The 16,135-nt window shown below is 63.1% G+C and carries 17 protein-coding genes; 12 read left to right on the forward strand and 5 right to left on the reverse strand.

Features of this window, described 5'->3' with window-relative positions; genetic code table 11:
* The first annotated feature begins 2 nt into the window (after positions 1–2).
* The 3 genes from BLS08_RS19390 to BLS08_RS19400 all read left to right on the forward strand — a co-directional run bounded on the left by BLS08_RS19390 (position 3) and on the right by BLS08_RS19400 (position 2,355).
* Entirely contained in the window at positions 3–920 is a 918-nt protein-coding gene (locus BLS08_RS19390) for an SdiA-regulated domain-containing protein (RefSeq protein WP_090337325.1), read from the forward strand.
* Between the two features lie 101 nt (positions 921–1,021).
* Positions 1,022–1,369 (forward strand): NirD/YgiW/YdeI family stress tolerance protein, encoded by a 348-nt coding sequence (locus BLS08_RS19395; RefSeq protein WP_090337247.1) that lies wholly within the window; start codon positions 1,022–1,024, stop codon positions 1,367–1,369.
* A 71-nt stretch (positions 1,370–1,440) separates the two neighbouring features.
* Positions 1,441–2,355 (forward strand): SdiA-regulated domain-containing protein, encoded by a 915-nt coding sequence (locus BLS08_RS19400; protein WP_090337249.1) that lies wholly within the window; start codon positions 1,441–1,443, stop codon positions 2,353–2,355.
* Here the strand turns inward: BLS08_RS19400 and BLS08_RS19405 are convergent.
* Together BLS08_RS19405 and cadR are read right to left on the reverse strand one after the other, a co-directional pair.
* Positions 2,352–2,687, reverse strand: a complete 336-nt coding sequence (locus tag BLS08_RS19405; protein ID WP_090337250.1) for a YegP family protein — start codon at positions 2,685–2,687, stop codon at positions 2,352–2,354. The two genes, BLS08_RS19400 and BLS08_RS19405, sit on opposite strands and share 4 nt — an antisense overlap.
* A gap of 60 nt (positions 2,688–2,747) precedes the next feature.
* The gene (cadR, locus tag BLS08_RS19410; protein WP_090337252.1) at positions 2,748–3,200 is read right to left on the reverse strand and encodes a Cd(II)/Pb(II)-responsive transcriptional regulator; all 453 of its coding nucleotides are present in this window, start codon (positions 3,198–3,200) and stop codon (positions 2,748–2,750) included.
* 79 nt (positions 3,201–3,279) lie between these two features.
* Here cadR and BLS08_RS19415 point away from each other — a divergent pair, with 79 nt between their 5' ends.
* Both BLS08_RS19415 and BLS08_RS19420 read left to right on the forward strand, forming a co-directional pair.
* Positions 3,280–5,499, forward strand: a complete 2,220-nt coding sequence (locus BLS08_RS19415; protein ID WP_090337253.1) for a heavy metal translocating P-type ATPase — start codon at positions 3,280–3,282, stop codon at positions 5,497–5,499.
* A gap of 11 nt (positions 5,500–5,510) precedes the next feature.
* Positions 5,511–5,846 (forward strand): DUF3703 domain-containing protein, encoded by a 336-nt coding sequence (locus BLS08_RS19420; RefSeq protein ID WP_017675920.1) that lies wholly within the window; start codon positions 5,511–5,513, stop codon positions 5,844–5,846.
* Between the two features lie 185 nt (positions 5,847–6,031).
* On the opposite strand, the gene rpiA is transcribed toward BLS08_RS19420, so the two are convergent.
* On the reverse strand, positions 6,032–6,703 hold the full coding sequence (gene rpiA, locus BLS08_RS19425) for a ribose-5-phosphate isomerase RpiA (protein ID WP_017675919.1): 672 nt from the start codon (positions 6,701–6,703) through the stop codon (positions 6,032–6,034).
* Between the two features lie 159 nt (positions 6,704–6,862).
* Here rpiA and ilvA point away from each other — a divergent pair, with 159 nt between their 5' ends.
* Together ilvA and BLS08_RS19435 are read left to right on the forward strand one after the other, a co-directional pair.
* Complete coding sequence (gene ilvA / locus BLS08_RS19430; protein WP_090337255.1) at positions 6,863–8,377, forward strand: threonine ammonia-lyase, biosynthetic; 1,515 nt, start codon at positions 6,863–6,865, stop codon at positions 8,375–8,377.
* A gap of 71 nt (positions 8,378–8,448) precedes the next feature.
* Entirely contained in the window at positions 8,449–8,889 is a 441-nt protein-coding gene (locus BLS08_RS19435; RefSeq protein ID WP_090337257.1) for a DUF2269 family protein, read from the forward strand.
* 172 nt (positions 8,890–9,061) lie between these two features.
* On the opposite strand, the gene BLS08_RS19440 is transcribed toward BLS08_RS19435, so the two are convergent.
* On the reverse strand, positions 9,062–9,715 hold the full coding sequence (locus BLS08_RS19440) for a histidinol-phosphatase (RefSeq protein ID WP_090337259.1): 654 nt from the start codon (positions 9,713–9,715) through the stop codon (positions 9,062–9,064).
* A gap of 144 nt (positions 9,716–9,859) precedes the next feature.
* On the opposite strand from BLS08_RS19440, the gene BLS08_RS19445 reads away from it, so the two are divergent.
* Together BLS08_RS19445 and ptsP are read left to right on the forward strand one after the other, a co-directional pair.
* Positions 9,860–10,339, forward strand: coding sequence for an RNA pyrophosphohydrolase (locus BLS08_RS19445; protein ID WP_074860405.1), 480 nt, complete (start codon positions 9,860–9,862; stop codon positions 10,337–10,339).
* Between the two features lie 18 nt (positions 10,340–10,357).
* A complete protein-coding gene (ptsP, locus tag BLS08_RS19450) occupies positions 10,358–12,637 on the forward strand; it encodes a phosphoenolpyruvate--protein phosphotransferase (RefSeq protein WP_090337260.1) in 2,280 nt (759 codons plus the stop codon).
* Between the two features lie 64 nt (positions 12,638–12,701).
* Here ptsP and BLS08_RS19455 read toward each other — a convergent pair whose 3' ends face one another.
* Complete coding sequence (locus BLS08_RS19455) at positions 12,702–13,445, reverse strand: NRDE family protein (RefSeq protein WP_090337262.1); 744 nt, start codon at positions 13,443–13,445, stop codon at positions 12,702–12,704.
* A gap of 128 nt (positions 13,446–13,573) precedes the next feature.
* On the opposite strand from BLS08_RS19455, the gene BLS08_RS19460 reads away from it, so the two are divergent.
* Genes BLS08_RS19460 through BLS08_RS19470 form a run of 3 tightly spaced genes read left to right on the forward strand, consistent with a single transcriptional unit; the run spans position 13,574 to position 15,961 of the window.
* Entirely contained in the window at positions 13,574–14,356 is a 783-nt protein-coding gene (locus BLS08_RS19460; protein WP_017675914.1) for a sulfite exporter TauE/SafE family protein, read from the forward strand.
* A 10-nt stretch (positions 14,357–14,366) separates the two neighbouring features.
* On the forward strand, positions 14,367–15,167 hold the full coding sequence (lgt, locus tag BLS08_RS19465) for a prolipoprotein diacylglyceryl transferase (RefSeq protein ID WP_017675913.1): 801 nt from the start codon (positions 14,367–14,369) through the stop codon (positions 15,165–15,167).
* A complete protein-coding gene (locus BLS08_RS19470) occupies positions 15,167–15,961 on the forward strand; it encodes a thymidylate synthase (RefSeq protein WP_090337264.1) in 795 nt (264 codons plus the stop codon). The genes lgt and BLS08_RS19470 overlap by 1 nt, the downstream gene beginning before the upstream one ends.
* Positions 15,962–16,135: the final 174 nt, after the last annotated feature.

Below are 16,135 nucleotides of genomic sequence, written 5' to 3' on the forward strand. Positions count from 1 at the left end.
CGATGCCCTCCCTCCGTTCCCGCTTTTCTCGCCCCCGTTACTGGTTGTCCGGCATAGCCGTGCTGGCCGTGATCACGGTCGTAAAAACCCAGCATTTGGATGATCGCGCCCTGCTCTGGTGGCAGGAGGGGCGTACGCCGTTGGTCGAGCGCCTGTCCAGCGTCTGGCTGCCTGGCTACCGTGCGGTCATTCAGGCCAAGGCGTTGTCGGGTCTGGAACAAGATGAAACCTCGGGGCTGACCTACAACCCGGTAACCGGCACCCTCTTCACCGTCACGGGCAAGAATCCCCTGCTGGTGGAACTCTCGCGTGAGGGTGAGGTGTTGCGGCGTATTCAGTTGAAGGGCTTCGCTGATCCGGAAGCGGTGGAGATGATGGACAACGGGCGCATGGCCATCGTCGATGAGCGTCGACGTCAGCTCACCACCTTTATCCTGCATGACGACGACCTGGAGCTGGATGCGGCCGATTTCCCCGGCTTCGACCTGGGCTTTGCCGAAGCGGGTAACAAGGGCTTCGAAGCCGTTGCCTGGGATGCACGCAGCAGCAGCCTGATGCTGGGCAAGGAGCGTAGCCCGATGGGCTTGTTCAGCCTGCCTTTTCCTGGCGAGGATGGTGCTGCTGGCGTGATGCAGCCTTTCAACTACGGCAATCTGGGAATGCGCGATATTTCTTCGCTGAGTATCGATGCGCGTACCGGCCACGCACTGGTGCTGTCCGACGAGTCGCGCATGCTGCTGGAGCTGGATCGCAGCGGTCACCCGGTCAGCTTTCTCAGCCTTACCGGCGGTCTCAACGGTCTGGAACAGGGCATCAAGCAGGCCGAGGGCGTGACCATGGACGAAGAGGGCAACATCTATATCGTCGCCGAGCCCAATCTTTTTTACGTCTTCAGCAAGGCGCAGCCAGATGCCAGTTGAGTGGCGTGGCGGATTCAGTTTGGCTTAAGCCGCGATTCAGTCTGGCTTCAGCTAGCGGCACTAATCTGGCCCCGTCACTTACGAACAACGAGGTTCACGCCATGAAACGTACCGCTCTCGCTCTGATGGTTCTGCCGCTGCTCAGCACCGCTGCTTTCGCCACTGGTTACACCGGCCCTGGCGCCACCCCGCAGGTCACTACTGTGGCTGCTGCACTGGAAACTGCTGACGACACCCATGTTGTGCTGGAAGGCCAGATCGTCAAGCGCCTGCAGGATGAGCTCTACGAGTTCAAGGACGCCACCGGCACCATCCAGGTCGAAATCGACGACGAAGACTGGCCGGGCCAGAAAGTCTCTGAAACCGCCAAGGTGCGCCTGACCGGTGAAGTCGACAAGGACCTCAATAGTCATGAGATCGATGTCGATCGCGTCGAGCTGATCAACTGATCGCGATTTCACCGCTGCCCGCCACGTCAAACCCGTGGCGGGCTTTTCTGTGGTAGTCAGAGAAATTCATCATGCGTCGTTTGCTCTCCATAAACCCCTGGCTCTATCTGCTGTTCTTCGTCTTGTTGCTTGGCGCCGTGTTGGGCCAGCAGTATCGGCTGTTCGAGCGAGCCTGGTTCTCCGTGCAGGAGTGGCAGCATGGTGCGCAGTGGCGTGATCAGTCGCTGTGGCTGGGCGACTACCGCGTGGTGATCGAGGCCAAGCCCATTGCCGATATCAGCGATGTGTCGGCGCTGACCTACGATCCGGATCGCCGCAGCCTGTTCAGCGTCACCAACAAGCCGGCCAAGGTGATCGAGATCAGCCTGCAGGGCGAGCTCAAGCGCAGCATCGATCTCGAAGGCTTCGGCGACCCTGAAGCCATCGAATACATCGCGCCTGGCGTCTACGTGATCGCCGATGAGCGCGAGCAGCGTCTGGTCAAGGTGCGTATCGACGATGACAGTCGTGTGATCGATGCCGCCGATTTCCAGCAGCTATCCCTGGGTATCGGCCTCAACGGCAACAAGGGCTTCGAAGGCCTGGCCTACGACGCACGGAACCAGCGCCTGCTGGTGGCCAAGGAGCGCGATCCGGTGCGCATCTTCGAGGTGCTGGGCTTCCCTCATGTCGACGAGAGCAAGCCACTGGTGCTGCAGGTCAATACCGACCCGAAGCGCGATGCGCGGTTGTTCGTGCGCGACCTTTCCAGCCTGGACTTCGACGCCGCGACCGGCCATCTGTTGGCGCTGTCGGACGAGTCGCGCCTGGTAATCGAACTCAATGCCGACGGCAAGCCGATCAGTACATTGTCGCTGTTACGTGGCCAGCATGGCCTGCAGCGCAGCGTGCCGCAGGCCGAGGGGATAGCGACGGATGACGACGGCAACCTGTACCTGATCAGTGAGCCGAACCTGTTCTATGTGTTCAGGAAGCAGGGCGACTAACTCGTCTGGTCGTCGATCACCGCGCTCGGTGCATTTTTTTGCACCGACTCGATGCCGCTCTTGCAACTGGCGGCGCTGGCATACATCTGGCTTTGCCCGACCACCTGGCCGTTGGTGGCCAGGAGCAGGAAGTAGTGTTTGTCGTTGCTCGAGGTCTTGGTCTCGAAGGCGCCCTCGCGTTGTGAATTCTTTTTCACCGATTCGATGCCGTTAAGCGCCGAGTCCTTGGCCTTGTACATCTCGCTGCTGAGGATGACCTGGCCATTGGTCGCCAGCAGGTTGAAGTGGAACTGGCCGTCTTTGGCCTTCTTCAGCTCGAACTTTCCAGACATGTTCATTTCTCCCTGAGCGCTCGGCGGTATGCCGCAGCGATGCTCAGCAAGCGTAGTTCATCAATGTGAGTGGCTCTTGCCGACATGGGTATGGCCATCGTCCGGTAGCGGTTGCACACCGCCGCTGACGTTGAGCTGGCGCAGGATGCCGCAGTCTTCCGCCTCCTTGGGGCCGTTGCAACGGTCGCGCAACTCGGTGAGTTGATCACGTAGCGCCTGCAGGCTGTCGATGCGCGCCTGAACATGCTCGATATGTTCGTCCACCAGGCTGTTGATGCCGGCGCAGCTCTCTTGGGGCAGGTCGCGCAGGGCCAGCAGTCGTTGAATCTCTTCCAGGGTCATGTCCAGCGTCCGGCAATTGCGGATGAACACCAGACGTTCCAGGTGCTGTGCCCCGTACAGGCGGTAGTTGCCCTCGCTGCGTGCGGGCGCCGGCAGCAGACCTTCGCGTTCGTAGTAGCGTACGGTCTCTACCCGGCAGCCGGCCTTTTTCGCCAATTCTCCGATTTTCATGGGATCGCTCCGTAGGTGCTTGACCCTATAGTGACTACAGGGTGTGTACTCGGCAATAGATACCTGACGGAGATTTGCCATGAGCCGCTGCTGCGATCACTCGCACCAACAGCCACTTGCTCACCCTGAGCATGTCCACGATCACGCTGGACACAAACACGAGGCCGTGCCGCAGCCAGCGGACGCCGCGCTGACGGGCGCGTGCAATACCCGTATTCGCATCGAGCAGATGGATTGCCCCACGGAAGAGCGCCTGATTCGTGACGCGCTGGGTCGCCTGCCTGGCGTGGCCGGTCTGCATTTCAATCTGCTGCAGCGCGTGCTCACAGTCAGTCATGACGAGGGAATGCTGGCGCAGGTGCTGCCGGCCATCCGCGCGCTGGGGTTCACCCCGCAGGTCGAAAATGATCGCACTGCGCAGCAGCTGGCTGCTGCACCGGCAAAAAAACCGTGGTGGCCACTGGCGCTGGCTGGTGGGGTGGCAACCGCTTCGGAAATCGTGCATTTCGCCGGGCTCGGCCCCGACTGGCTGGTGGCACTGCTGGCCGTTGCCGCCATCCTGATGTGCGGGCTGAACACCTACAAGAAGGGCTGGATCGCCCTGAAGAACCGCAACCTCAATATCAATGCCCTGATGAGCATCGCCGTGACCGGCGCGGTGCTGATCGGTCAGTGGCCGGAAGCGGCGATGGTCATGGTGCTGTTCACCCTGGCCGAATTGATCGAGGCGCGCTCGCTGGATCGGGCACGTAACGCCATACGCGGGCTGATGGATCTGGCGCCGCCGCGCGCTACCGTGCAGCAGGCCGATGGCAGTTGGCAGGAGCTCGACGTGCAGGATATCGGGCTGGGCGCGGTGGTGCGTGTGCGCCCCGGTGAGCGCATCAGCCTCGATGGTGAGGTGGTCGGCGGCAGCTCGACGGTCAATCAGGCGCCGATCACCGGGGAAAGCCTGCCGGTGGAAAAACGTGTGGGCGACGCCGTGTTCGCTGGCACCATCAACGAGGCGGGCTCGCTGGAGTTCCGCGTAAGCGCGGCAGCACGTGACACCACCCTGGCGCGCATCATCCATGCGGTGGAGGAGGCGCAGGGCTCGCGCGCGCCGACTCAGCGCTTCGTCGACCGGTTCTCGCGCATCTACACCCCGGCAGTATTCGCCTTCGCTCTGGCGGTCGCCGTATTTCCGCCACTGCTGATGGGCGGCGCCTGGCTCGACTGGGTCTACCGCGCCCTGGTCCTGCTGGTGGTGGCCTGCCCCTGTGCGCTGGTGATTTCCACGCCGGTGACCATCGTCAGCGGCCTGGCGGCCGCCGCACGCAAGGGCATCCTGATCAAGGGCGGCGTCTATCTGGAGAACGGGCGGCATCTGGCCCTGCTGGCGCTGGACAAGACCGGCACGCTGACCCATGGCAAGCCGGTGCAGACCGACAGCCTGCACTTGCTGGAAGTGGATGAACCGCTGCACGCCACCTGGGCGGCGAGCCTGGCCGCGCGCTCGGATCACCCGGTTTCCAGGGCGTTGGCCCAGCGTGCCGAAGCGCAGGGGCAGGCGTTGCACGATGTCGAGGATTTCGAGGCACTGCCCGGGCGGGGTAGCAAAGGTCGGATCGATGGCACGCTTCTCTTTATGGGTAACCACCGCCTGGTCGAAGACCTCGGGCTGTGCTCGGCGCAACTGGAGCAGCGCCTCGAGGCACTGGAACGCCAGGGCAAGAGCGTGGTGGTGCTGTGCGACGAACAGCGCGCGCTGATGCTCTTCGCTGTCGCTGACACGGTGCGCCAGACCAGCCGCGAGGCAGTCGCCGAGCTGCATGAGCTGGGTGTGCGCACCTGCATGCTCAGCGGTGACAACGCCCATACCGCCGCGGCCATCGCCGAACAGGTCGGTGTCGACGAGGCACGTGGCGACCTGTTGCCAGCCGACAAGCTGGCCTGGGTCGAGGCGCGTCAGGCACAGGGCAGGGTGGTCGGCATGGTCGGCGACGGCATCAACGATGCGCCAGCCCTGGCCAAGGCCGAGATCGGCTTTGCCATGGGCGCCGCCGGCACCGACACGGCCATCGAGACGGCAGATGTCGCGCTGATGGACGACGATTTGCGCAAGATTCCGGCCTTCGTTCGCCTGTCGCGGCAGACCCACGCCATCCTGGTACAGAACATCGTCCTGGCCCTGGGCATCAAGGCGATCTTCCTGGCCCTGACCCTGGTGGGCGAGGCGACCATGTGGATGGCCGTGTTCGCCGATATGGGCGTGAGCCTGATGGTGGTGTTCAACGGCCTGCGCTTGTTGCGCAAATGAAGGAGGACGATATGAACATGAAACTACAAGTCGCCATCGACGAGGCTTTCGCTCAGGCGCAACAAGAACTGCGTGCTCGCCGCGGCGCCGAAGCGTTGGTCTGGCTGGAGCGGGCGCACATTCTTACCCAGCGTCGCCCGTGGCTGCATGCGCGTTCGCACTGGCTGATGTTGCAGGCAGGCTGGCAGTTGGGTGATCTACGCGAGGTGCTGGGACAGATTCCGCGAATCCTGGCGGCGCTGCTGTTCTCGCGCATCTGGGTGCCCATCGGCAACACCGGGCGGGCGCGGGTCAGTGCCTTTCAACCCGTGCCGATCAGCGAGGAACTGCGCCGCCTGCTCGAGTAGGCGGCGCATTGGCAGGCTCCGTGGCCCGGATGTAATCCGGGAAATTCCGCTGAATCTACCCCGGATTGCATCCGGGCTACCTACTGTGCAAACCAGAGTGGTTGGAACAACGGACTCTGTGGGAGGGGCTTCAGCCGCGACAATCGCCGCTGAAGCGCCTCCCACAAGATGTGCCGGTCACAGATTCAACGCTTGAGCGTTTTCACGCCTTCGGCGGTGCCGAGCAGCAGCAGGTCGGCCGGGCGGGCGGCGAACAGGCCGTTGGTAACCACGCCGACGATGGCGTTTATATCCGCCTCCAGCTTCACCGGGTCGGTGATCGACAGGTTGTGCACGTCGAGAATGACGTTGCCGTTGTCGGTCAGCACGCCTTCGCGGTACACCGGGTCGCCGCCCAGTTTCACCAGCTCGCGCGCCACATGACTGCGCGCCATCGGAATGACTTCCACCGGCAGCGGGAAGGCGCCCAGCACCGGTACCAGCTTGCTGGCGTCGGCGATGCAGATGAAGGTCTTGGCCACGGCGGCGACGATCTTCTCGCGGGTCAGTGCGGCGCCGCCGCCCTTGATCAGGTGCAGGCGTTCGTCGCTCTCGTCGGCGCCGTCGACGTAGAACTCCAGCTCGGCGGTGCTGTTGAGGTCGTAGACCGGTATGCCATGGCCCTTCAGGCGTGCTGCGGTGGCTTCGGAGCTGGCGACGGCGCCATCGAAGTCCATCTTGTGCTTGGCCAGTGCGTCGATGAAGAAGTTGGCGGTGGAGCCGGTGCCGACGCCAACGATGCTCTTGCTGTCGAGGCGCGGGAGAATGTGGTCGACGGCGGCCTGGGCCACGGCCTGTTTCAGCTGATCCTGGTTCATCGCGGGGAAATGCCTGGGAAGGTGGGGGAAGTAGGCGCGAATTATAGCCGCAAGTGCTGTGCTGACGGAGCAGAACCCACGCGTTTCGTATGGTCGTCCGGCGCGGCGCTGGGGTAGACTCGGCAGTCCTCTCAAAGCCCGAACGCCTGCGAAATCACCATGCTCGAACAGTACGTGAAGAAGATCCTCACCTCGCGCGTTTATGACGTCGCGGTGGAAACCCCGCTGCAACCCGCCCGCCAGCTCAGTGAGCGGCTGGGCAGCCAGATTCTGCTCAAGCGCGAGGATCTGCAGCCGGTGTACTCGTTCAAGATTCGCGGCGCCTACAACAAGCTGGCGCAACTCTCGGCCGAAGAGCTGGCGCGCGGCGTGGTCACCGCCTCGGCCGGCAACCACGCCCAGGGCCTGGCCCTGGCGGCCAAGCATCTGGGGGTGAAGGCGACCATCGTCATGCCGCGTACCACGCCTGAGCTGAAGGTGCAGGGCGTGCGCTCGCGGGGCGGCAAGGTGGTGCTGCACGGCGACGCCTTCCCCGAGGCGCTGGCGCATTCGCTGAAGCTGGTGGAAGAGAAGGGCTACACCTATATCCACCCCTACGACGACCCACTGGTGATCGCCGGCCAGGGCACCGTGGCCATGGAAGTGCTGCGTCAGCACCAGGGGCATATCGATGCCATCTTCGTGCCGGTCGGTGGCGGTGGCCTGATCGCCGGCATCGCCGCGTACGTGAAATACCTGCGCCCGGAAATCAAGGTGATCGGCGTCGAGCCAGACGACTCCAACTGCCTGCAGCAGGCGATGGCGGCGGGCGAGCGCGTGGTGCTACCGATGGTCGGGCTGTTCGCCGACGGCGTGGCAGTGGCGCAGATCGGCCAGCACACCTTCGATATCTGCAAGGATCACGTCGATGAAGTGATCACCGTCAGCACCGACGAAATCTGTGCGGCAATCAAGGACATCTACGACGATACCCGTTCGATCACCGAGCCGGCCGGCGCGCTGGCCGTGGCCGGGATCAAGAAGTACGTCGAGCGTCAGGGCGCCAACGGCGAAGTGCTGGTGGGTATCGATTCCGGCGCCAACGTCAACTTCGACCGCCTGCGCCACGTTGCTGAGCGCGCCGAGCTGGGCGAGAAGCGCGAAGCGATCATCGCCGTGACCATCCCCGAACAGCCGGGTAGCTTCAAGGCCTTCTGCGAGGCGGTGGGCAAGCGCCAGATCACCGAGTTCAACTATCGCTATCACACTGACCGCGAAGCGCACATCTTCGTCGGCGTGCAGACCCATCCGGAGAATGACCCGCGCCAGGCGTTGGTCGAGGGCCTGCGTGCGCAGGGCTTCCCGGTGCTGGACCTGACCGATAACGAACTGGCCAAATTGCATATCCGCCATATGGTCGGTGGTCATGCCGCTGGTGTCGGTAACGAGATGGTGCTGCGCTTCGAATTCCCCGAGCGGCCGGGCGCGCTGTTCAACTTCCTGCAGAAACTGGGCGGGCGCTGGAATATCTCGATGTTCCATTACCGCAATCACGGTGCTGCCGATGGCCGCGTACTGGCGGCGCTGCAGGTGCCTGAAGATGAACGCCATCTGGTGCCGACGGCGCTGGATGCCATCGGTTATCCCTACTGGGATGAAAGCGACAACCCGGCTTATCGCCTGTTTCTGGGTTGAAAGCTGCCTTCGAACCGTAGGGCGGGTTACACCCGCCCTACGTAATCGCCTGATAACCAAGGAAGCCCCTGATGGAACACTATCTGCTGGTCCGTATTCTCCACAGCGCCCCGGGCGTGTTGCTGCTGCTCGGCCTGATCGCCCATGGCGTCATGCTGTTCAAGGCGCAGCGCGGTGGAGATGCGACGGTGCTGGCGCGCAAGCTGCGCGTGACCCTGCTGTTCAGCTTCCCGGCATTCGCCGTGCTGGCGCTGAGCCTGCCGGTTACCGGCTACTGGCTGGTGGACACCGCCGGCTGGCCGCTGGGACAGACCTGGCTGCTGCTGGGCAGCATTCTCTATGCGCTGATGATGCTGCTCGGTTTGCTGCTGGCCGGTCGTCTGGCGGTCTGGCGTGCCCTGGGTGATGCACCGGCGTCGACTTCGCTGAAGCGTCTGTGCCTGATCTATGCCGGGCTGATTCTGGTACTGCTGATCGCCATCATGGCGCTGATGGGCGCCAAGCCGGTCTAAGCAGATCGGCGGGCTGCTCGCTTCGCTCGCGAGACCGCCCTACGTTTTACCGGCTGCGCCTGCTTTTCGCCTGTAGGAGCGGCTGGGCGGCATTCCGCTTCAGCCGCGATTGCCGCTATGAAAGGTTTCGCGGCTGAAGCCGCTCCTACGCCACCCCGGTGACATCGCACACTCAGCGCAGCGAAATCACCGGCCAGCCGCGTTCGGTGGCGGTGGCGCGCAGCACCTCGTCCGGGTCGACCGCCACCGGGTTGGCCACGGCCTCCAGCAGCGGCAGGTCATTGCACGAGTCGCTGTAGAAGTAGGCGCCATCGAGGTTGTACCCCGTTTCTGCCAGCCATTCGTTCAAGCGGGTCACTTTGCCGCCCTGGTAGCACGGCGTGCCGGTGATCTGCCCGGTATAGCGGCCGTCCTGCATACCGCATTCGGTGGCGATCAACGTCTCCACACCCAGGCGCTCGGCGATGGGCGCGGTGACGAAGCGGTTGGTGGCGGTGATGATCACCAGCTTGTCGCCAGCGGCACGATGTTCGGCCAGCAGTGCCTCGCCCTTGGCCAGGATGATCGGCTCGATCACCTCGGCCATGAACTCGCGGTGCCACTGCGCCAGTTGCGCCATGTCGTGGCGGCCGAACATGGCCTGGCTGAAATTCTGATAAGCCACCACATCCAGCTTGCCGGCGCAGTAATCGGCATAGAAGGCATCGTTGCGCGCCAGGTACTCGGCCGCGTCGACCAGGCCGCGCTGGCAGACGAATTCGCCCCAGCTGTGATCGCTGTCGCCAGCCAGCAGGGTGTTGTCGAGATCGAAAAGGGCCAAGCGCACGGTTCGTTACCTGTTCTGTAGAAAGGGAAGGCGCGCCAGAATAGCCGCTTTGCCAGGGCTTTCAAACAGCGCCTAAACCCGCGTTGCTGCTGTCGCCGGCTTTGTGGAACAATGCCGGAACTTGCGTGTACGAGGTTGCTTGCCGTGATCGATTCTGATGGTTTCCGCCCGAATGTCGGCATCATCCTGACCAATGATGTCGGCCAGGTGCTCTGGGCCAGGCGTATCAACCAGGATGCGTGGCAGTTTCCCCAGGGTGGCATCAATGATCGTGAATCGCCGATCGATGCGCTTTACCGTGAACTGAATGAAGAGGTCGGGCTCGAAGAGCAGGATGTGAAGATCCTCGCCTGCACCCGCGGCTGGTTGCGTTATCGTTTGCCGCAGCGTCTGGTGCGCACGCACAGTCAGCCGCTGTGCATCGGGCAGAAGCAGAAGTGGTTTCTGCTGCGCCTGACGGGGGCTGAAGACCGTGTGCGCATGGACCTGACCGGCAAGCCCGAATTCGATGGCTGGCGCTGGGTCAGTTACTGGTACCCGCTGGGTCAGGTGGTCACATTCAAACGCGAGGTCTACCGCCGCGCGCTCAAGGAACTCGCCCCGCGCCTGATAGTGCGCGACTGATACGGACCCCAATCGAGCATGCTCAATACGCTGCGCAAGATCGTCCAGGAAGTAAACGCCGCCAAGGATCTCAAGGCGGCGCTGTCGATCATCGTGCAGCGAGTCAAGGAAGCGATGGGCAGCCAGGTCTGCTCGGTCTACCTGCTCGATGCGGAAACCAATCGTTTCGTGTTGATGGCCACCAACGGCCTCAACAAGCGCTCCATCGGCAAGGTCAGCATGGCCCCCAGCGAGGGCCTGGTCGGCCTGGTCGGTAGCCGTGAAGAGCCGCTTAACCTCGAAGACGCCGCCAGTCACCCCCGCTACCGCTATTTCGCCGAGACTGGCGAGGAGCGCTACGCCTCCTTCCTTGGTGCACCGATCATCCACCACCGCCGGGTGATGGGCGTTCTGGTGGTGCAGCAGAAGGAACGCCGCCAGTTCGACGAGGGCGAGGAAGCTTTTCTGGTCACCATGAGCGCGCAGCTCGCTGGCGTTATCGCCCATGCCGAGGCAACCGGCTCGATTCGCGGTCTGGGGCGCCAGGGCAAAGGCGTGCAGGAGGCCAAGTTCGTCGGCGTGCCGGGTGCACCGGGGGCAGCGGTCGGTACCGCTGTCGTGGTGCTGCCCCCGGCCGATCTCAATGTAGTTCCAGACCGCAGCGTCGATGACATCACGGCGGAGCTGGAGCTGTTCGACAAGGCGCTCGGCTGGGTACGCGAGGACATGCAGGAGCTGTCCGAGAAACTCGCCACTCAGCTGCGCAAGGAAGAGCGCGCGCTGTTCGACGTCTACCTGATGATGCTCGAGGATGCTGCGCTGGGTAACGAGGTGCGCAAGGTCATCCGTACCGGCCAATGGGCGCAGGGCGCCTTGCGCCAGGTAGTGCTCGACCACGTCAATCGCTTCGAACTGATGGACGATGCCTATCTGCGTGAGCGCGCCAGCGATGTGCGCGACCTCGGTCGGCGCCTGCTCGCCTACCTGCAGGAAGAACGCAAGACCACGCTGGTCTATCCGGATAACACCATCCTGGTCAGCGAGGAGCTGTCGCCGGCGATGCTCGGCGAAGTGCCGGAAGGCAAGCTGGTCGGTCTGATCTCGGTGACCGGCTCGGGTAACTCCCATGTGGCGATTTTCGCCCGCGCCATGGGCATTCCCACGGTGATGGGTGTGGTCGATCTGCCGTATTCGAAGATCGACGGCATCAAGCTGATTGTCGACGGCTACCATGGCGAAGTTTTCACCAACCCCAGCGAGCTGCTGAGCAAGCAGTACGCTGAGGTTGTCGAGGAGGAGCGCCAGCTCACCGAAGGGCTCGATGCTCTGCGCGCGCTGCCCTGCGAGACCCTCGACGGCCACCGTATGCCGCTGTGGGTCAACACCGGCCTGCTCGCCGATGTTGCACGTGCCCAGCAGCGCGGCGCCGAGGGCGTCGGCCTGTACCGTACCGAAGTGCCGTTCATGGTCAACGAGCGCTTTCCCAGCGAGAAGGAGCAACTGGCCACCTATCGCGAGCAGTTGCAGGCCTTCCACCCGCTGCCGGTGACCATGCGCACCCTGGATATCGGCGGCGACAAGTCGCTGTCCTACTTCCCGATCAAGGAAGAGAACCCCTTCCTGGGCTGGCGCGGCATTCGCGTGACCCTCGATCACCCGGAAATCTTCCTGGTGCAGACCCGCGCCATGCTCAAGGCCAGCGAGGGGCTGAACAACCTGCGCATCCTGTTGCCGATGATTTCCGGCACGCAGGAGCTGGAAGAGGCGCTGCACTTGATCCACCGCGCCTGGGGCGAGGTGCGTGACGAGGGTACCGATGTGCCACTGCCGCCTATCGGCGTGATGATCGAGATCCCGGCAGCCGTTTATCAGACCCGCGAACTGGCGCGCCAGGTCGATTTCCTCTCGGTCGGCTCCAACGACCTGACCCAATACCTGCTGGCGGTCGACCGCAACAACCCGCGTGTGGCGGATCTCTACGATTTCCTCCACCCGGCGGTGCTGCAGGCCTTACAGAAAGTGGTCAACGACGCGCATCTCGAAGGCAAACCAGTGAGCATCTGCGGTGAGATGGCCGGCGATCCGGCGGCTGCCGTGTTGTTGCTGGCGATGGGCTTCGATTCGCTGTCGATGAACGCCACCAACCTGCCCAAGGTGAAATGGTTGCTGCGTCAGGTCACCCAGAGCAAGGCCACGGAACTGCTGGGGCAGGTGATGACCATGGACAACCCGCACCTGATCTACAGCACCCTGCACCTGGCACTGCGCAATCTGGGGCTGGGCCGAGTGATCAACCCAGCCTCCAATATCCAGGCCTGAAACGCTGCGTAGTCCGGATGCAATCCGGGGAAGATTTGTACGGTGTTCCCGGACTGCGTCCGGGCTACCGACGTAAGACGACCTCGTCGAGTACGGTGCTATGTGGGCCGAAGCTGCGCTCGGTGATGCTCCAGCCGCCATTCTGTTTGAGGTTCAGCACCGTGCTGGCGCGAGTGCCGTAGGTGGCGCTGGCGATGAACACGCTCGACAGCAGGCGCTCCGTGGCCAGTCCTACGCCAGTGTCCGGCAGCAGGTGATCGGCTGGCTGGCTGCTGTCGCTCAGCATCTCAAGCAAGTCTTCATCCACCCCATCGATGCGTTCACTCAACGCATCTCTGGCGCGCAGCAGCTTCGGCCAGGGCGTGTCGAGGCTGGCGTTGGACAGGCCATATATGCCGCTCTCTAGTTGCCTGGGCTGTCCTTCCTGAGAATTGAAATGCCAGAGCTGTTGAGCATCGCCAACCAGCAGATTGAAGCCGGCATATTCGGTGGCATCGCGCATGATCCTGTCGAGATAGGCCGGCGCCGACTCCTGACCCAGCAGGTAGTCGGCTGTCAGCGCGCCGCGTGAACGCGTGCCAGCTTTTTGCCTGGGATCGCGGATGTTGGTCAGCGCTGCGAAGCGGCCTTGCGCGGTAACGCCGAGCCAGGTACCCCCAGCTTGCAGATCGCGACCGGCGAATACGCCAGGTGCATCCGGCCATTCACTCAATGCGGCGCTGGGGCGCGCGTAGAACTCGTCGCGATTGGCCGCCAGGCGCAGCACCGTCGGGCTTTCGGGCTGCCAGGCGAAGACGATCAGGCACATGCGCATTCCTCCTATGGCGGAGTCTGGCAGGCTAGCGAGCTCAGCCAGGGGCGGCAACCGTTCCGTCGATCCGTGTGCCGTTGAGGAGGCATTTCCGCTACCATGCCGCTTTGTTTTTGGGGGTGTCTATGGAGCTGCTGCTCTACCTGGTACTGGGCTCGGCTGCCGGTGTGCTGGCTGGCCTGTTCGGCGTGGGCGGTGGTCTGATCATCGTGCCGGTGCTGGTGCTGAGCTTCACCGCACAGGGTCTGGCAACGGAAATCCTCACTCACCTGGCAGTGGGCACTTCCCTGGCGACGATCATCTTTACCTCGATCAACTCGCTGCTCGAGCATCACCGCAAGGGCGCGGTACGCTGGCCGCTGTTTCGCTGGCTGACTCTGGGTATCCTGCTGGGTGCAGCGCTGGGGGCGCTAACCGCAGCGCTGATCCAGGGGCCTTGGTTGCAGAAGATCATCGGTACCTTCGCCATCATCGTTGCTGCGCAGATGGCGCTGGACCTGAAACCCAAGGCCAGTCGCGGTGTCCCAGGCAAGCCGACGCTGACGGTAGCCGGCGGGGTGATCGGTTGGGCGTCGGCGATCTTCGGCATTGGCGGTGGTTCGCTGACCGTGCCCTTTCTGGTCTGGCGCAGCGTGCCGATCCAGCAGGCGGTAGCGACCTCGGCGGCCTGTGGCTTGCCGATCGCCATTGCCGGTGCGCTGAGTTTCATGTTTACCGGCTGGGGGAATCCGAATCTGCCGCCATGGAGCGTCGGTTTCGTCTATCTCCCGGCATTGCTGGGCATCGCCGTGACCAGCATGTTCTTTGCCCGTTTTGGTGCGCGCCTGGCTCATCGCCTGTCGCCACTGTTGCTCAAGCGTCTTTTCGCCTTGCTGCTGTTCAGCGTGGGCCTGAGTTTTTTCATTTAAGGAGTCCTGGATGCTGCCTTATCCGCAGATCGACCCGGTGGCCATCGCCCTCGGTCCCCTGAAAATCCACTGGTACGGTCTGATGTACCTGGTCGGCATCGGTGGTGCCTGGTGGCTGGCCTCGCGCCGGCTGGAGCGTTTCGATGCTACCTGGACCAAGGACAAGCTGTCCGACCTGGTGTTCTGGGTGGCCATGGGGGTGATTCTCGGTGGCCGTCTGGGCTACGTGTTCTTCTATGACTTTGCCGCCTATATCGCCGAGCCGGCGAAGATCCTGCGAGTCTGGGAGGGCGGCATGTCCTTCCACGGCGGGCTGATCGGGGTGATGCTGGCGACCTGGTGGTTCGGCAAGCGCAACGGCAAGAGCTTCTTCGAGCTGATGGACTTCATCGCGCCACTGGTGCCGATCGGGCTGGGCGCCGGGCGCATCGGCAACTTCATCAATGCCGAGCTGTGGGGCAAGGCCACCGATGTGCCCTGGGCGATGGTCTTCCCCACCGACCCTGAGCAACTGGCGCGCCATCCGTCGCAGCTGTATCAGTTCGCCCTGGAGGGCGTGGCGCTGTTCACCATCCTCTGGTTCTATTCGCGTAAACCGCGCCCCACCATGGCGGTGTCCGGTATGTTCGCCGCGTGCTACGGGGTGTTCCGCTTCATCGTCGAGTTCGTTCGTGTGCCGGACGCCCAGCTGGGCTACCTGGCCTGGGGCTGGCTGACCATGGGCCAGATTCTCTGCCTGCCGATGATCCTCGGCGGTATCGGCCTGATCGCCTACGCCTACAAGCGCCAGCCCGTACAAGGAGCCGTCTGATGAAACAGTACCTCGACCTGATGCGTCACGTGCGCGAGCACGGCACCTTCAAGGAAGACCGCACCGGTACCGGCACCTACAGCGTGTTCGGCTACCAGATGCGCTTCGACCTGGCCGCTGGATTCCCCATTGTCACCACCAAGAAGTGTCACCTGCGCTCGATCATCCACGAGCTGCTGTGGTTCCTGCAGGGCGACACCAATATCCGTTATCTGAAGGAAAATGGTGTATCCATCTGGGACGAGTGGGCCGACGAGAACGGCGACCTCGGCCCGGTCTACGGCTACCAGTGGCGCAGCTGGCCGGCGCCCAATGGCGAGTCCATCGACCAGATCGCCAAGCTGATCGAAATGATCAGGAAGAACCCGGATTCGCGCCGCCTGATCGTCTCGGCCTGGAACCCGGCGCTGGTCGAGCAGATGGCCCTGCCACCGTGTCATGCGCTGTTCCAGTTCTACGTCGCTGACGGCAAGCTCTCCTGCCAGCTCTATCAGCGTTCGGCAGACATCTTCCTCGGCGTGCCTTTCAACATCGCCAGCTACGCGCTGCTGACGCTTATGGTGGCGCAGGTGTGCAACCTGCAGCCGGGCGAGTTCATCTGGACCGGTGGCGACTGCCACCTGTACGCCAACCACATCGAGCAAACTGATCTGCAACTGACCCGCCAGCCGCTGCCGCTGCCGACCATGAAGCTCAACCCCGAGGTGAAGGATCTGCTGGCCTTCAAATTCGAGGACTTCGAACTGGTCGGCTACGAAGCGCACCCGCATATCAAGGCGCCGGTGGCAGTGTGAGATAGAAGTGGGTGGGCTCTGGTGGGCTAAAGCGGAGCGCCGCCCGGCCCACCCTACGGTCTGGCAGCGTCACGAAGCTCTACTAGGATGTAGGGTGGGCCGGGTGGCGTTTCTTGTAGGGTGGGCTTCAGCCCACCGATTCACCAATCCGTTGCCGCCGGCCCCTTCACCGAC

This window comes from Ectopseudomonas chengduensis (assembly GCF_900102635.1).
GTDB classification, from domain to species: Bacteria; Pseudomonadota; Gammaproteobacteria; order Pseudomonadales; family Pseudomonadaceae; genus Aquipseudomonas; species Aquipseudomonas chengduensis.

Excerpts from the sequence above, each read along its gene's own strand:
- BLS08_RS19395 (WP_090337247.1), top strand. The coding sequence starts at position 1,022 with ATGAAACGTACCGCTCTCGCTCTGATGGTTCTGCCGCTGCTCAGCACC.
- ilvA (WP_090337255.1), top strand. The coding sequence starts at position 6,863 with ATGCTCGAACAGTACGTGAAGAAGATCCTCACCTCGCGCGTTTATGAC.
- BLS08_RS19420 (WP_017675920.1), top strand. The coding sequence starts at position 5,511 with ATGAACATGAAACTACAAGTCGCCATCGACGAGGCTTTCGCTCAGGCG.
- BLS08_RS19460 (WP_017675914.1), top strand. The coding sequence starts at position 13,574 with ATGGAGCTGCTGCTCTACCTGGTACTGGGCTCGGCTGCCGGTGTGCTG.
- BLS08_RS19455 (WP_090337262.1), bottom strand. The coding sequence starts at position 13,445 with ATGTGCCTGATCGTCTTCGCCTGGCAGCCCGAAAGCCCGACGGTGCTG.
- BLS08_RS19390 (WP_090337325.1), top strand. The coding sequence starts at position 3 with ATGCCCTCCCTCCGTTCCCGCTTTTCTCGCCCCCGTTACTGGTTGTCC.
- BLS08_RS19405 (WP_090337250.1), bottom strand. The coding sequence starts at position 2,687 with ATGTCTGGAAAGTTCGAGCTGAAGAAGGCCAAAGACGGCCAGTTCCAC.
- lgt (WP_017675913.1), top strand. The coding sequence starts at position 14,367 with ATGCTGCCTTATCCGCAGATCGACCCGGTGGCCATCGCCCTCGGTCCC.
- rpiA (WP_017675919.1), bottom strand. The coding sequence starts at position 6,703 with ATGAACCAGGATCAGCTGAAACAGGCCGTGGCCCAGGCCGCCGTCGAC.
- BLS08_RS19435 (WP_090337257.1), top strand. The coding sequence starts at position 8,449 with ATGGAACACTATCTGCTGGTCCGTATTCTCCACAGCGCCCCGGGCGTG.
- cadR (WP_090337252.1), bottom strand. The coding sequence starts at position 3,200 with ATGAAAATCGGAGAATTGGCGAAAAAGGCCGGCTGCCGGGTAGAGACC.
- ptsP (WP_090337260.1), top strand. The coding sequence starts at position 10,358 with ATGCTCAATACGCTGCGCAAGATCGTCCAGGAAGTAAACGCCGCCAAG.
- BLS08_RS19400 (WP_090337249.1), top strand. The coding sequence starts at position 1,441 with ATGCGTCGTTTGCTCTCCATAAACCCCTGGCTCTATCTGCTGTTCTTC.
- BLS08_RS19470 (WP_090337264.1), top strand. The coding sequence starts at position 15,167 with ATGAAACAGTACCTCGACCTGATGCGTCACGTGCGCGAGCACGGCACC.
- BLS08_RS19415 (WP_090337253.1), top strand. The coding sequence starts at position 3,280 with ATGAGCCGCTGCTGCGATCACTCGCACCAACAGCCACTTGCTCACCCT.